Here is a 15,012-nt window from a genome sequence, read left to right as displayed (position 1 = left end):
CGGCAGCGTACCTTTACCCCCAAACGTGGCATACCGATCGTGCGGTCCCTCACCGTCGCCTGCCGGAACCACGCCCGGACGACGGCGGTGCCCGATACTGGACGGGTTATGGATATCGCCGAAATCGTCATCCTTGCTGTAGTCATCGCCCTGGTCGCGGCCGGCCTGATCGGCGGGCTCGTGGTCGGCAGCCGCAAGAAGAAGCAGCTGCCGCCCTCGGCACCGTCGAGCACGCCGACCATCACTCCTCCCGCCGAGCCCCACGTCGGCGAGGAGGCCGAGACTCCGCGCGACGAAGCGCGGCGCACCGTCGAGGAGGTCGGTCCCCCCGGTACTCCCGTCGAGGAAACACCGGTCGTCCTCGAGCCGACCCCCCAACTGGAGGTTCCCGAGCCCACCGCCGGCCGCCTGGTGCGGCTGCGCGCCCGGCTCGCCCGCTCGCAGAACTCTCTGGGCAAGGGGCTGCTCACCCTTCTGTCCCGCGACAACCTCGACGAGGACACCTGGGAGGAGATCGAGGACACGCTCCTCACCGCCGACGTCGGCGTGGCCCCCACCCAGGAACTCGTGGAGCGCCTCCGCGAGAGGGTCCGTGTCCTCGGCACCCGTACGCCCGACGAGCTGCGCACCCTGCTGCGCGAAGAGCTGATCGCCCTGCTCGGCCCCGACTTCGACCGCGCGGTGAAGACCGAGGGCGGCGCCGAGACGCCCGGTGTCGTGATGGTCGTCGGTGTCAACGGCACCGGCAAGACGACCACGACGGGCAAGCTGGCCCGGGTGCTCGTCGCCGACGGCCGAAGCGTCGTCCTCGGCGCGGCGGACACCTTCCGTGCCGCCGCCGCCGATCAGCTCCAGACCTGGGGCGAGCGTGTCGGGGCCCGTACCGTGCGCGGTCCCGAGGGCGGTGACCCGGCGTCGATCGCCTTCGACGCCGTGAAGGAGGGCATCGCCGAGGGTGCCGACGTGGTGCTCATCGACACCGCCGGCCGGCTGCACACCAAGACCGGCCTCATGGACGAGCTCGGCAAGGTCAAGCGGGTCGTCGAGAAGCACGGTCCGCTCGACGAGGTCCTTCTCGTCCTCGACGCGACGACCGGGCAGAACGGTCTCGTCCAGGCGCGGGTCTTCGCCGAGGTGGTGGACATCACCGGCATCGTCCTCACCAAGCTCGACGGCACCGCCAAGGGCGGCATCGTCATCGCCGTCCAGCGCGAGCTGGGCGTCCCGGTGAAGCTCATCGGCCTCGGAGAGGGGCCGGACGACCTGGCTCCGTTCGAGCCGGGAGCCTTCGTGGACGCGCTGATCGGCGACTGAACGGACACGATCGCACGAGGAGGGGCGCCGACCCGCCGGGTCGGCGCCCCTCCTCGTGTCCGGGGAGCCCCGGCCGGCGCGGCGACGTCACCAGCGGTGGCATATGTAGGCCAGCGTTCCCAGCAGCAGCCTGGCCTGCGGGGGAGTGGCGGCCGTGTCCGGCGCCGGCGGACGCAGCCAGCGGACCGGACCGAGCCCGCCGCGGTCCGACGGCGGGGCGGTGACATGCGCGCCGCGGCCCAGCGCCCGCAGATCCAGATCCGCGTCGTCCCAGCCCATCCGGTAGAGGAGCCCGGGCAGCCCGGCCGCGGCCCCGGGGGCGACGAAGAACTGCGTACGGCCGTCCGGCGTGACCGACACCGGGCCCAGCGGCAGCCCCATCCGCTCCATCCGGACCAGGGCCCGGCGTCCCGCCGTCTCCGCCACGTCCAGCACGTCGAAGGTACGGCCCACCGGCAGCATCACCGACGCGCCCGGAACCTCGGCCCAGGCGTCCGCGGCCATGCCCAGGGTGGCGCCCGGCGGTACCTCCTGGGCGAAGTCCAGCGGATGGGCGCCGGGGGCGGGGCACGCCGTGTCTCCGCACGAGCAGGAGCCCGCCGCGGCCCGGGCGCCGGGAACGACCGCCCAGCCCCACAGTCCCGTGTACTCGGCCACCGCGGTCGCACCGGTCGCGCGTCCGCGACGCCGCGTGCCGGACCGCATCTCCCGTATGCCGCCGATCGTGAAGCCCATGCCCCCTCCAACGGGTCCGACCTACCGGTGGTTACGACCCGTGGTCCGGGACGCCCTCCGCCGCAGCCTCCGATCCGGCGGCGCGCGGGGGGTGTTCCAGGAGGACACGGCGTGACTCCCGCGCCCCCGAACGCCTCGCTGCGCCTGCTGCTGATCGGGGCCTGTCAAGTGAATCGCGGACGGCGCCGGGCGGGTTCATTCGAAGGGGTGGCGAATGGTGGCGTTTCAGCAACTGCCCTCGCGGGAGCGGTGATCGTAGGATTACCGTGGGTACCCGAACCTGCAATTGCACGCGCTCCTGGGTATGCCTCGGGCAACCCGATTTTCTGTTCGATGATGCCCGACCTCGGTACGGGCGGCGCGGAAGCACGGCAGTCTGATAGAGGTTCGCGCGACAGGTTTCAGCGGGATGGGGGCGTATCCGTGAGTGGCAGCGGCGCAGGCGAGGCGAATGCCGGAAAGCGCCCGAACGGGCAACTGGGATCGTGGTTCGTCCGGAGCGGCTGGTCCAAGGGTGAGCTCGCCCGCCAGGTGAACCGGCGGGCCCGGCAGCTCGGCGCCCACCACATCAGCACCGACACCTCCCGGGTGCGCCGCTGGCTCGACGGCGAACAGCCGCGCGAACCGATCCCCCGTATCCTCGCCGAGCTCTTCTCGGAACGCTTCGGCGCCGTCGTCTCCGTCGAGGACCTCGGGCTGCGCGTCGCCCACCAGGCCCCGTCGGTGTCGGGTGTCGACCTTCCCTGGGCGGGCCCGCAGACCGTCGCGCTGCTCAGTGAGTTCTCCCGCAGCGACCTGATGCTGGCCCGGCGGGGCTTCCTCGGCAGCTCGCTCGCCCTGGCCGCCGGCCCCACCCTCATCGAACCCATGCAGCGCTGGCTGGTGCCTGTCACCCGCTCGGAACAGGCGGAAGCCGGGCTGCCCACCGCGGAGAGCCGCCCCTCACGGCTCTCCGGCCCCGAGCTCGACCTCCTGGAATCCACCACGGCGATGTTCCGCCAGTGGGACGCGCAGTGCGGCGGAGGGCTGCGCCGCAAGGCCGTGGTCGGCCAGCTCCACGAGGTCACCGACCTGCTGCAGGAACCCCAACCGCATGCCACCGCCAAGCGCTTGTTCCGCTGCGCGGCCGAACTGGCCGAGCTCGCGGGCTGGATGAGCTACGACGTGGGCCTCCAGCCCACCGCCCAGAAGTACTTCGTGCTCGCCCTGCACGCCTCCAAGGAGGCCGGGGACAAGCCGCTCGGCTCGTACATCCTCTCCAGCATGAGCCGTCAGATGATCCACCTCGGCCGGCCCGACGACGCGCTCGAACTCATCCATCTCGCCCAGTACGGAAGCCGGGACTGCGCCACCGCACGGACCCAGGCCATGCTGTATGCGATGGAGGCGCGCGCGTACGCCAACATGGGACAGCCGAGCAAGTGCAAGCGGGCCGTCCGGATGGCCGAGGACACCTTCGCCGACGCCGTCCTCGACGACGAGCCCGAGCCCGACTGGATCCGCTTCTTCTCGGACGCCGAACTCCACGGCGAGAACGCCCATTCCTACCGTGACCTCGCCTATGTTGCCGGGCGCAGCCCCACGTACGCCTCCCTCGCCGAGCCCGTGATGGCCCGCGCGGTGGAGCTGTTCGGCGACGACGACGAGCACCAGAGGTCCTACGCGCTCAACCTGATCGGCATGGCCACCGTGCACCTGCTCAAGCGGGAGCCGGAGCAGTCGACGGTCCTGGCCACCCAGGCGCTGAAGATCGCGAAGAAAGTCAAGTCGGAGCGCGTCAACACCCGCCTCCGCAAGACCGTCGACACCGCTGCCAGGGACTTCGGCGACATCTCCGAGGTCGCCCGCCTCACCGAACTGCTCACCGAGCAGCTGCCGGAGACCGCCGAAGCGGTCTGAAGGCAATCGCGCCACCGGCCACGACGGCCGCCCCGTCAAACCCGACTCGGCTCCCCCATCGCCAGGTCAGCGGGTCGCCGTCGTGGCCGGTTCACGTTCTCGGGCGCGCCGACCGCGCCGTATGCGGCGCAGGCAGCATGGTAGGCAGGGGACCGGCTCCGACACTCCTGATTCATTCGGACGTAACACACGGCGTGCCTTCGTCACTGCGGTGAAACATCGTGCGGCATTCGTGGAAACCGCGCTGCGCGAATCTCATGGCGCATAACCGGCCCGCACCTTTTCACCGTGGTCCCGCACCCCCGCACGTGGCCGCACCGACGACGAGGAGACGCCGATGCCCCCAGGCATCACGACGCTTGCCGCAGACGCCCCGGAGCTGTCTGCCGCCAACACAGGGTTCATGCTCATCTGCACCGCGCTGGTGATGCTCATGACCCCGGGTCTGGCCTTCTTCTACGGAGGCATGGTCCGCGTCAAGAGCACTCTCAACATGCTGATGATGAGCTTCATCAGCCTCGGGATCGTCACGATCCTGTGGGTGCTCTACGGATTCAGCCTCGCCTTCGGCACCGACGTCGGTTCCGTCATCGGCTGGAGCTCGGACTTCGTCGGGCTCAGCGGCATCGGCGTCACCGAGCTCTGGGACGGCTACACCATCCCGGTCTACGTCTTCGCCGTCTTCCAGCTGATGTTCGCCATCCTCACCCCGGCCCTCATCAGCGGCGCCCTCGCCGACCGGGTCAAGTTCACCTCCTGGGCCCTGTTCATCACCCTCTGGGTCACCGTCGTCTACTTCCCGGTCGCCCACTGGGTCTGGGGCGCGGGCGGCTGGCTCTTCGAGCTCGGTGTCATCGACTTCGCCGGCGGTACGGCGGTCCACATCAACGCGGGTGCCGCCGCCCTCGGCGTGATCCTCGTCATCGGCAAGCGCGTCGGCTTCAAGAAGGACCCGATGCGGCCGCACAGCCTGCCGCTCGTCATGCTCGGCGCGGCGCTCCTCTGGTTCGGCTGGTTCGGCTTCAACGCCGGCTCGTGGCTCGGCAACGACGACGGTGTCGGTGCCGTCATGTTCGTCAACACGCAGGTCGCGACCGGTGCGGCCGTCCTCGGCTGGCTCGCCTACGAGAAGATCCGCCACGGCTCCTTCACCACCCTCGGTGCCGCGTCCGGCGCCGTCGCCGGTCTCGTCGCCATCACCCCGGCCGGCGGAGCGGTCAGCCCGCTCGGCGCCATCGCGATCGGTGTCATCGCCGGTGTGCTGTGCGCCATGGCCGTCGGCCTGAAGTACAAGTTCGGCTACGACGACTCCCTCGACGTCGTCGGCGTCCACCTCGTCGGCGGTGTCCTCGGCTCCCTGCTGATCGGCTTCTTCGCCACCGGTGGCGTGCAGTCCGACGCCAAGGGCCTCTTCTACGGCGGCGGACTGGACCAGCTCGGCAAGCAGGCCGTCGGTGTCTTCGCCGTCCTCGCCTATTCCCTGGTCGTCTCGGCGGTCCTCGCCTTCGTTCTCGACAAGACGATCGGGATGCGGGTCAGCGAGGACGAGGAGATCTCCGGCATCGACCAGGTCGAGCACGCGGAGACCGCCTACGACTTCAGCGGGACCGGTGGCGGCACCGTCGCCCGTACCGCCCAGCCCGCGCCCGGCAACCCGGCAGCCCCGACGAACAAGAAGGTGGACGCATGAAGCTCATCACGGCAGTCGTGAAGCCGCACCGGCTGGACGAGATCAAGGAGGCCCTCCAGGCCTTCGGCGTCCAGGGCCTCACGGTCACCGAGGCCAGCGGCTACGGGCGTCAGCGCGGTCACACCGAGGTCTACCGTGGTGCCGAGTACACCGTCGACCTGGTCCCCAAGATCCGCATCGAGGTACTCGTCGAGGACGAGGACGCCGAACAGCTCATCGACGTCGTGGTCAAGGCCGCGCGGACGGGCAAGATCGGTGACGGCAAGGTCTGGAGCGTCCCGGTCGACACCGCGATCCGCGTGCGGACCGGCGAACGCGGCCCGGACGCACTCTGACCGACGGTTCCCGTTAACGGAAAGGCAACTGGGTGACGAGCACCGAAGTGACCACCGAAGCAGAGGACTCGGGACCCAGCGGCTACGCGGCGGCCCGGCTGCGCCTCCTCCAGGAGGAGGCGCGGTCCGGGCCGCCGCGCCGTGCGGCCCTCGCCCGGCTCACCGACGAGTGGCTCACCGGGCTGTTCACCGCGGCCGCCGAGCGGTCCGGCGTCCGCGGCGCGGCCCTCGTCGCCGTCGGCGGGTACGGCCGCGGCGAGCTCTCCCCGCGCAGCGACCTGGACCTGCTGCTCCTGCACGACGGCAGCGCCGACGCGGCGGCGGTCGCGGCCCTGGCCGACGCGATCTGGTACCCGGTCTGGGACCTGGGCCTGGCCCTCGACCACTCCGTCCGCACCCCGGCGGAGGCACGGAGCACGGCGGGGGAGGACCTCAAGGTGCACCTCGGCCTGCTCGACGCGCGCCCCGTCGCCGGGGACATCGGACTCGTCGCCGGACTGCGGACCGCGATCCTCGCCGACTGGCGCAACCAGGCCCCCAAACGGCTCCCGGCCCTCGACGAGCTCTGCCGGGAGCGGGGTGAGCGCGTGGGCGAGCTCCAGTTCCTCCTGGAACCCGACCTCAAGGAGGCCCGCGGCGGCCTCCGCGACGCGACCGCGCTGCGCGCCGTCGCCGCGTCCTGGGTGGCGGACGCGCCCAGGGAAGGGCTCGTCGAGGCGCGCCGTACGCTCCTCGACGCCCGCGACGCACTGCATCTCACCACCGGCCGGGCCACCGACCGCCTTGCGCTCCAGGAGCAGGACCAGGTCGCCGGAGCGCTCGGCCTCCTGGACGCCGACGCCCTTCTGCGCCAGGTGTACGAAGCCGCCAGGACCGTCTCGTACGCCACCGACGTCACCTGGCGCGAGGTCGGCCGGGTGCTCCGGGCACGCTCCGCGCGGCCGAAGCTGCGGGCGCTCCTCGGCGGCGGCGCCAAGGCCGCGCCGGAACGCACCCCGCTCGCCGAGGGCGTCGTCGAGGCCGACGGCGAGGTCGTGCTCGCACGTACCGCCCGCCCCGAACGCGACCCCCTGCTCACCCTGCGGGCCGCCGCCGCCGCGGCCGAGGCCGGGCTCCCGCTCTCGCGTCACCTCGCCCGGCACCTGGGAACGTCCGCCCAGCCGCTGCCCGTGCCGTGGCCGCCCCAGGCCCGCGAGGAACTCGTCACCCTGCTCGGCGCGGGTGAGCCGACCGTCGCCGTCTGGGAGGCCCTGGAGGCGGAAGGGATCATCACCCGCCTGCTCCCCGACTGGGAACGCGTCCACTGCCGGCCCCAGCGCAACCCCGTCCACACCTGGACCGTCGACCGGCACCTCGTCGAGACGGCCGTCCGTGCCTCCCACCTCACCCGCCGGGTCGGCCGCCCCGACCTCCTGCTGATCGCCGCGCTGCTCCACGACATCGGCAAGGGCTGGCCCGGGGACCACTCGGTGGCCGGCGAGGTCATCGCCCGCGACATGGCCACCCGTATCGGCTTCGACAAACAGGACGTCGGCGTCGTCGCCACCCTCGTACGCCACCACCTGCTGCTCATCGACACCGCCACCCGGCGCGACCTCGACGACCCCGCCACCGTCCGCTCCGTCGCCACGGCCGTGGGAAGTGCCTCCACCCTGGAACTCCTGCACGCCCTCACCGAGGCGGACGCGCTGGCGACCGGCCCCGCGGCGTGGAGTTCCTGGCGGGCGTCCCTCGTCGCCGACCTGGTCAAGCGGGTCGCCGCGCTCCTGGCCGGCGAGGAACCGCCGGAGCCCGAACCGATCGCGCCCAGCGCCGAGCAGGAGCGCCTCGCCGTCGAGGCCCTGCGCACCGGCGAGCCCGTACTGTCCCTGCACACCCGGTCCGGGCCCGCCCCGGAGGACGGCGAACCGGAACCCGTCGGCGTCGAACTCCTCATCGCGCTGCCCGACCGCCCCGGGGTCCTGCCCGCCGCGGCGGGAGTCCTCGCGCTGCACCGCCTCACCGTGCGGGCCGCCGACCTGCGCGCCGTCGAGCTGCCCACGGAGCTCGGCGAGACGGCCGGTCTGCTGATCCTCAGCTGGCGGGTCGCTGCCGAGTACGGTGCGCTTCCCCAGGCCGTCAGGCTCCGCGCCGACCTCGTACGCGCACTGGACGGGACCCTGGACATCCGGGCCAGGCTCGCCGAACGCGAGGCCGCCTATCCGAGGCGGCGCGGGATGAAGGCCCCTCCGCCCAGGGTGACCGTCGCCGCCGCCGGCTCGCGCCTGGCCACGGTGATCGAGGTCCGTGCACAGGACGCCCCGGGTCTCCTGCACCGGATCGGGCGGGCGCTGGAGCAGTGCGCCGTCCGGGTGCGCAGCGCGCACGTCTCGACCCTGGGGGCCAACGCCGTGGACGCCTTCTACGTCACGGACACCGACGGCCGTCCCCTCTCCCCGGAACAAGCCGCGGAGGTGGCCAGGGAGGTCGAGAAGGAGCTGGGCTGACCACCTGCCCGGCGCCGGTTCGTCACGAGAAACGGCCGAGGGCTTTGCGTTCTCCGGGGTCCGGATACCCTGGAGGACGACTGACCTGCCCACACCCCCGACCCTGAGGACCGACGAGCGCCGTGTTCGATACTCTCTCCGACCGCCTTAGCGCGACTTTCAAAAACCTCAGGGGCAAGGGCCGCTTGTCCGAGGCGGACATCGACGCCACGGCTCGTGAGATCCGAATCGCCCTGCTCGAGGCCGATGTCGCCCTCCCCGTCGTCCGCGCGTTCATCGCCAACATCAAGGAGCGGGCGCGCGGCGTCGAGGTCTCCCAGGCGCTGAACCCCGCCCAGCAGGTCGTCAAGATCGTCAACGAGGAGCTCGTCTCCATCCTCGGCGGCGAGACCCGGCGGCTGCGGTTCGCCAAGACGGCGCCCACCGTGATCATGCTGGCCGGTCTCCAGGGTGCCGGTAAGACCACCCTCGCCGGAAAGCTCGGTCTCTGGCTCAAGAGCCAGGGCCACTCGCCGCTGCTCGTCGCCTGCGACCTCCAGCGCCCCAACGCCGTCAACCAGCTGAGCGTCGTCGCGGACCGCGCGGGTGTCGCGGTCTACGCGCCCGAGCCCGGCAACGGCGTGGGTGACCCGGTGCAGGTGGCCAAGGACTCCATCGAGTTCGCCAAGGCCAAGGTCCACGACATCGTCATCGTCGACACCGCCGGACGTCTCGGCATCGACGAGGAACTGATGCGGCAGGCCGCTGACATCCGCGACGCCGTCAGCCCCGACGAGATCCTCTTCGTCGTCGACGCCATGATCGGTCAGGACGCCGTCAACACCGCGGAGGCCTTCCGCGACGGCGTCGGCTTCGACGGCGTGGTGCTCTCCAAGCTCGACGGCGACGCCCGCGGTGGTGCCGCCCTGTCGATCGCCCATGTCACGGGCAAGCAGATCATGTTCGCGTCGAACGGTGAGAAGCTCGAGGACTTCGACGCCTTCCACCCCGACCGCATGGCCTCCCGCATCCTCGACATGGGTGACCTGCTCACCCTGATCGAGCAGGCGGAGAAGACCTTCAGCCAGGAAGAGGCCGCCAAGATGGCCTCCAAGCTGGCGTCGAGCAAGGGCAAGGACTTCACGCTCGACGACTTCCTGGCGCAGATGGAGCAGGTCCGGAAGATGGGCTCCATCTCCAAGCTGCTCGGGATGCTGCCCGGCATGGGGCAGATCAAGGACCAGATCAACAACATCGACGAGCGCGACGTCGACCGCACGGCCGCGATCATCAAGTCGATGACGCCCAAGGAGCGCGCCGAGCCGACGATCATCAACGGCTCGCGCCGGGCCCGTATCGCCAAGGGTTCCGGTGTCGAGGTCTCCGCGGTGAAGAACCTCGTCGAGCGGTTCTTCGAGGCCCGCAAGATGATGTCGAAGATGGCCCAGGGCGGCGGTATGCCGGGCATGCCCGGGATGCCCGGCATGGGTGGTGGCCCCGGACGCCAGAAGAAGCAGGTCAAGCAGGCCAAGGGCAAGCGCAAGAGCGGCAACCCCATGAAGCGCAAGGCCGAGGAGCAGGCCGCGGCCGCCCGCCGCGAGCAGGCCGCGCAGGGCGGTGCCCTCGGCCTGCCGGCCCAGGACGACAAGAACTTCGAGCTGCCGGACGAGTTCAAGAAGTTCATGGGCTGACGGCGCCCGGACCCACGGACGCGAGAGGCGCCCCGCCGAGCGGGGCGCCTCTTCCCGTTTCCGTCAGGTCACGCAGACCAGATAGCGGAAGACGTTCGGCATCCACACCGTCCCGTCGGGCCGCAGATGCGGATGCAGAGCCTCCGCGACCTCCTTCTCCACCTGGGTGCGGTCCGTCGCCCGTATCGCCGTGTCGAACAGGCCGGTCGACAGCAGGCCCCGCACAGCGCTGTCCACGTCCGCGTAACCGAAGGGGCAGGAGACCCGGCCCGAACCGTCCGGCTTGAGCCCGGCCCGTGCGGCGACCTCCTCGAGGTCGTCCCGCAGCGCCGGCCGCCAGCCGGCCCCGGAACGCGGGACGCGCGCGGACTCGGTCAGCCTGGCCGCCACCCGCAGCACGGGCGCCGTGGCGCACCGCTCGGGCGGACCCCAGCCGGCCAGCACCACGGTCGCCCCCCTCACGGCCAGCGGTACGGCGGCCGCCAGCGCGGGCGCGAGCCCCTCGGAGTCGCCGTCCGCGCACCCGATCGGCTGGAAGGCGGTCAGCAGGTTGTACGGCGCCTCACCGTCCGGGACCGCCGTCGGGACCCGGTCGAGGAGGCGGGCCGGCCGGTGTGCGCGGCCCTGGTCCGCGTCGTGCCCGGGACCGGAGACGAGCCGCTCACGGGCCAGCGCGAGCCGTTCGCGGTCACTGTCGACGCCGGTGACGCGCGCCCCTCGCGAGGCCGCGACCAGCAGCGCGAGCCCGGAACCGCAGCCCAGGGAGAGCATCCGCGTACCGGTCCCTACTTCGAGCCGCTCGTACACCGCCTCGTACAGCGGCGCGAGCATGCGCTCCTGGATCTCGGCCCAGTCACGGGCGCGGGTACCGGCGTCCGCCGGGGCGGACGAATCCGCGTACCTGTGGTGCCGGACGAGCGTAGGTGTCATGGAATGCGCCCCAATCCGCCGTGAGGTCGGTCGTGCCCGAGTGAGGTCCCCCATGTCTATGTGCTGTGTGTGTGCGCCCACAGCCCCCGTATGTCAGAGAACTCCGCATCGGCGGTCCCGTCCAGGGGTCGGACGGGGTGGGATGGCAGTGCTCGCGTGCTCCGGTCGTGCGCCCCCGGGGGTCGCGCCGCGGGTGCGGGCGCCGGAAACAGCACGCCTGCCGCTCGCTTCCTCACAGTCTTACCCGACAGGCGGGGCGCAGCACGTCGAGAGCTCCGGTCACCGGCCGCGGCCGGTGAGCGAGGGCCGCTCCGTGCCGGGTAAGGTCGCCGCTCGGGCGCGCGTCGACGGTGGTGCGTACGCGTGACTACGTACCACCTTGGTGTCAGCTGTGAGGCTTCTCCGCTGATCGGCGCACCCGCCCTCGTCCGGACGCATCAAGGACGACTGACTGGTACGTGCAAATTATTTGGGATGCCCCGGAATAGGAACACCGGAGCACTCAGGCTCGTTGTCACGACGTGAGCACGACACCACCTGTACTTGCCGCAGAGCTGGCGCAGGCGTGGGCCGACATTCAGCGGTACCACCCCGAGCTGCCCGATCTTGCCGCCCCAGAGTCCCTGATCGGAGAGTCGTCGTCCGCCTGTGGCGCCGAGCTCTCCTTCGAACGACTGCTCCACGAGGCAGTCCACGGCATCGCCGCCGCGAGAGGTGTCCGGGACACCTCCCGCGCCGGCCGGTACCACAACCGGCGCTTCCTCGCGATCGCCGAGGAGCTCGGCCTCGACCACGCCGACGAGCCGCACCCGAGCAGCGGCTTCTCGCTGGTGACGCTGAACCCCGAGGCCAAGCGCAGATACCGCCCGACCACGGAGCGGCTCCAGCGCGCGCTCAAGGCCCACACCGTGGCCACCGCGGCGGACACCAAGCGCTCGTTCCGCGGTCCCGCCGCCCGGCACGGCTCGTCCGGGGGAGGGGTGCGCGTCAAGGCCGTCTGCGACTGCGGACGCAACGTCCGCGTCGTACCGTCCGTCCTCGCGCAGGCGCCGATCGTCTGCGGAGGGTGCGGAAAGCCGTTCCGGATCCCGGAAGGGGCGGTCGCGGTGGGGTGACCCCGCGCGATGTGGCACAATGGTCAGCTGTACTCGACAGTCGCACAGGACCCCTCTCTCCTCCGGCTGACGCGTCCATCGGGCACCCGAGTACCGCAACCCCACGTGGCATCTTTTGTGCCCAACCACGTCAGAGACCAGGAGACACCACTTCCGTGGCAGTCAAGATCAAGCTGAAGCGTCTGGGCAAGATCCGTTCGCCTCACTACCGCATCGTCGTCGCCGACTCCCGTACCCGCCGTGACGGCCGGGCCATTGAGGAGATCGGCCTGTACCACCCGGTGCAGAACCCGTCGCGCATCGAGGTCAACTCGGAGCGTGCGCAGTACTGGCTGTCCGTCGGCGCCCAGCCGACCGAGCCGGTCCTCGCGATCCTGAAGCTCACCGGTGACTGGCAGGCCCACAAGGGCCTCCCGGCCCCGGCGCCGCTGCTGCAGCCCGAGCCGAAGGCTGACAAGCGCGCCCTGTTCGAGGCACTGTCCGCGGACGGTGACGAGGCCAAGGGTGAGGCCATCACCCAGAAGGCCAAGAAGTCGGACAAGAAGGCGGACGAGGCTGCTGACGCTGCCGAGTCCACCGAGTCGACCGAGGCCTGAGCATGCTCGAGGAGGCTCTTGAGCACCTCGTGAAGGGCATCGTCGACAACCCCGACGATGTGCAGGTCGCCTCGCGTGACCTGCGCCGTGGACGCGTTCTCGAGGTCCGGGTCCACCCCGAAGACCTCGGCAAGGTGATCGGCCGTAACGGCCGCACCGCGCGCGCCCTGCGTACCGTCGTGGGTGCCATCGGCGGCCGTGGGATCCGTGTCGACCTCGTCGATGTGGACCAGGTTCGCTGAAGAGTTGAACACCGGCAGGGGCCGGGGAGGGCTTTCGAGCCGTCCCCGGCCTTTGTCGTCCGTACACCACCGCCTCCTCAAGCAGAGAACACCGGGAGAAGAAGCGTGCAGTTGGTAGTTGCGCGGATCGGCCGCGCCCACGGCATCAAGGGCGAGGTCACCGTCGAGGTGCGCACCGACGAGCCCGAACTCAGGCTCGGGCCCGGGGCCGTGCTGATCACCGAGCCCGCCCACGCCGGTCCGCTGACCATCGAGACGGGGCGGGTGCACAGCGGCAGGCTGCTCCTGCGCTTCGAGGGCGTCCGCGACCGTACGGCCGCCGAGGCACTCCGCAACACGCTGCTGATCGCCGAGGTCGACCCGGCGGAACTGCCGGACGACCCCGAGGAGTTCTACGACCACCAGCTGATCGATCTCGACGTCGTCCTCGCCGACGGCACGGAGATCGGCCGGATCACCGAGATCTCCCATCTGCCGTCCCAGGACCTCTTCATCGTGGAACGGCCGGACGGCAGCGAGGTGATGATCCCGTTCGTCGAGGAGATCGTCACCGAGATCGATCTGGAGGAGCAGCGTGCCGTCATCACCCCGCCGCCGGGCCTGATCGACGAGAGCGAGGCGGTCATCGCCTCCACACGTGACGGGGACGACGAGTCCGGGGACGGCGACGGCAAGGAGGGCGTGTGATGCGGCTCGACGTCGTCACGATCTTCCCGGAGTACCTCGACCCCCTGAACGTCTCCCTGGTCGGCAAGGCGCGCGCCGCCGGCCGTCTCGACGTCCGCGTCCACGACCTCAGGGACTGGACGTACGACCGTCACAACACGGTGGACGACACCCCCTACGGCGGTGGCCCCGGCATGGTCATGAAGACCGAGCCCTGGGGTGAGGCACTGGACGAGGCGCTGGCCGACGGGTACGAGGCCGGGGCGCACTCCCCGGTCCTCGTCGTGCCCACGCCCAGCGGCAGGCCCTTCACCCAGAAGCTCGCCGTCGAGCTGTCGCGACAGCCGTGGCTCGTCTTCACCCCGGCCCGCTACGAGGGCATCGACCGCCGGGTGACCGAGGAGTACGCGACGCGGATGCCCGTGGTCGAGGTGTCCATCGGGGACTACGTGCTGGCCGGCGGCGAGGCCGCCGTGCTGGTGATCACGGAGGCCGTGGCCCGGCTGCTGCCCGGTGTGCTCGGCAACGCCGAGTCCCACCGCGACGACTCCTTCGCCCCCGGGGCGATGGCCGACCTGCTCGAAGGCCCCGTCTACACCAAGCCCCCGGAATGGCGCGGGCGGGGCATCCCCGACGTGCTGCTCAGCGGCCACCACGGCCGCATCGCGCGCTGGCGACGGGACGAGGCCTTCCGCCGTACCGCGCTCCACCGGCCCGATCTGATCGAGCGGTGCGAGGCCTCCGGGTTCGACAAGAAGGACCGCGAGATGCTCTCCATCCTCGGCTGGTCGCCCGCCCCCGACGGGCGATTTTGGCGCAGGCCGGAGGCCGTGGAAGAATAGGCCCGCTGTACGTCCGGCGTGCGCCCCTGCCACAGGGGGAAAGACGCCCGCCCGATGTGATCAGCGTCCGAACCTCACACTCTCCCGTCGATGACCTGTGGCATCGGCGAAGAAAGCAGATCACATGACTTCCCTGCTCGATGGCGTCAACGCCGCCTCGCTCCGTACCGACCTCCCGGCCTTCCGCCCCGGTGACACCGTCAACGTCCACGTGCGCGTGATCGAGGGCAACCGCTCCCGTATCCAGCAGTTCAAGGGCATCGTCATCCGCCGCCAGGGCTCCGGCGTCAGCGAGACCTTCACGGTCCGCAAGGTCTCCTTCAGCGTCGGCGTGGAGCGCACCTTCCCGGTGCACAGCCCGATCTTCGAGAAGATCGAGCTCGTCACCCGCGGTGACGTCCGTCGCGCCAAGCTGTACTTCCTCCGTGAGCTCCGTGGCAAGGCCGCGAAGATCAAGGAGAAGCGCGACCGCTGATCGCCTTTACGGCGTTC

At 70.9% G+C, this 15,012-nt stretch carries 14 protein-coding genes; 12 read left to right on the top strand and 2 right to left on the bottom strand.

Features of this window, described 5'->3' with window-relative positions; genetic code table 11:
* Positions 1-108 precede the first annotated feature (108 nt).
* Positions 109-1,314, top strand: a complete 1,206-nt coding sequence (ftsY, locus tag ACGFNN_RS08915) for a signal recognition particle-docking protein FtsY (RefSeq protein WP_393554193.1) — start codon at positions 109-111, stop codon at positions 1,312-1,314.
* 87 nt (positions 1,315-1,401) lie between these two features.
* Here the strand turns inward: ftsY and ACGFNN_RS08910 are convergent, their stop codons facing one another.
* Positions 1,402-2,049: a bifunctional DNA primase/polymerase gene (locus tag ACGFNN_RS08910; protein WP_393554192.1), complete on the bottom strand. Its 648-nt coding sequence runs from the start codon at positions 2,047-2,049 to the stop codon at positions 1,402-1,404.
* Positions 2,050-2,472: 423 nt separating this feature from the next.
* On the opposite strand from ACGFNN_RS08910, the gene ACGFNN_RS08905 reads away from it, so the two are divergent.
* The 5 genes from ACGFNN_RS08905 (at position 2,473) to ffh (ending at position 10,129) form a co-directional block, all read left to right on the top strand.
* Positions 2,473-3,948 carry a hypothetical protein gene (locus ACGFNN_RS08905; RefSeq protein WP_393554190.1) on the top strand — a complete coding sequence of 492 codons (1,476 nt, stop codon included), beginning with the start codon at positions 2,473-2,475 and terminating at the stop codon, positions 3,946-3,948.
* A 337-nt stretch (positions 3,949-4,285) separates the two neighbouring features.
* On the top strand, positions 4,286-5,638 hold the full coding sequence (locus ACGFNN_RS08900) for an ammonium transporter (protein WP_393554188.1): 1,353 nt from the start codon (positions 4,286-4,288) through the stop codon (positions 5,636-5,638).
* Entirely contained in the window at positions 5,635-5,973 is a 339-nt protein-coding gene (locus ACGFNN_RS08895) for a P-II family nitrogen regulator (RefSeq protein WP_033304048.1), read from the top strand. Before ACGFNN_RS08900 ends, ACGFNN_RS08895 begins: the two co-directional genes overlap by 4 nt.
* A gap of 32 nt (positions 5,974-6,005) precedes the next feature.
* Positions 6,006-8,459, top strand: coding sequence for a [protein-PII] uridylyltransferase (locus tag ACGFNN_RS08890; protein WP_393554186.1), 2,454 nt, complete (start codon positions 6,006-6,008; stop codon positions 8,457-8,459).
* 122 nt (positions 8,460-8,581) lie between these two features.
* On the top strand, positions 8,582-10,129 hold the full coding sequence (gene ffh / locus ACGFNN_RS08885) for a signal recognition particle protein (protein ID WP_393554184.1): 1,548 nt from the start codon (positions 8,582-8,584) through the stop codon (positions 10,127-10,129).
* 63 nt (positions 10,130-10,192) lie between these two features.
* Here the strand turns inward: ffh and ACGFNN_RS08880 are convergent, their stop codons facing one another.
* Entirely contained in the window at positions 10,193-11,059 is an 867-nt protein-coding gene (locus tag ACGFNN_RS08880; RefSeq protein WP_393554182.1) for a class I SAM-dependent methyltransferase, read from the bottom strand.
* A gap of 521 nt (positions 11,060-11,580) precedes the next feature.
* Between ACGFNN_RS08880 and ACGFNN_RS08875 the strand changes: the two genes are divergently transcribed.
* The 6 genes from ACGFNN_RS08875 (at position 11,581) to rplS (ending at position 14,995) form a co-directional block, all read left to right on the top strand.
* A complete protein-coding gene (locus ACGFNN_RS08875) occupies positions 11,581-12,174 on the top strand; it encodes a hypothetical protein (RefSeq protein WP_362555114.1) in 594 nt (197 codons plus the stop codon).
* Between the two features lie 155 nt (positions 12,175-12,329).
* Positions 12,330-12,770: a 30S ribosomal protein S16 gene (rpsP, locus tag ACGFNN_RS08870; protein ID WP_362555112.1), complete on the top strand. Its 441-nt coding sequence runs from the start codon at positions 12,330-12,332 to the stop codon at positions 12,768-12,770.
* 2 nt (positions 12,771-12,772) lie between these two features.
* Complete coding sequence (locus ACGFNN_RS08865) at positions 12,773-13,012, top strand: RNA-binding protein (RefSeq protein WP_014048589.1); 240 nt, start codon at positions 12,773-12,775, stop codon at positions 13,010-13,012.
* 105 nt (positions 13,013-13,117) lie between these two features.
* Positions 13,118-13,699: a ribosome maturation factor RimM gene (rimM, locus tag ACGFNN_RS08860; protein ID WP_393554179.1), complete on the top strand. Its 582-nt coding sequence runs from the start codon at positions 13,118-13,120 to the stop codon at positions 13,697-13,699.
* Positions 13,699-14,520 carry a tRNA (guanosine(37)-N1)-methyltransferase TrmD gene (trmD, locus tag ACGFNN_RS08855; protein WP_393554177.1) on the top strand — a complete coding sequence of 274 codons (822 nt, stop codon included), beginning with the start codon at positions 13,699-13,701 and terminating at the stop codon, positions 14,518-14,520. Before rimM ends, trmD begins: the two co-directional genes overlap by 1 nt.
* Positions 14,521-14,644: 124 nt before the next feature.
* Positions 14,645-14,995: a 50S ribosomal protein L19 gene (gene rplS / locus ACGFNN_RS08850; protein ID WP_069170461.1), complete on the top strand. Its 351-nt coding sequence runs from the start codon at positions 14,645-14,647 to the stop codon at positions 14,993-14,995.
* Positions 14,996-15,012: the final 17 nt, after the last annotated feature.

It is taken from the genome of Streptomyces sp. NPDC048590 (assembly GCF_043199535.1).
Lineage (GTDB): Bacteria > Actinomycetota > Actinomycetes > Streptomycetales > Streptomycetaceae > Streptomyces.
The sequence above is the reverse complement of the archived record's forward strand: the minus strand, read 5'-3'. Positions and strand labels throughout refer to the sequence as shown.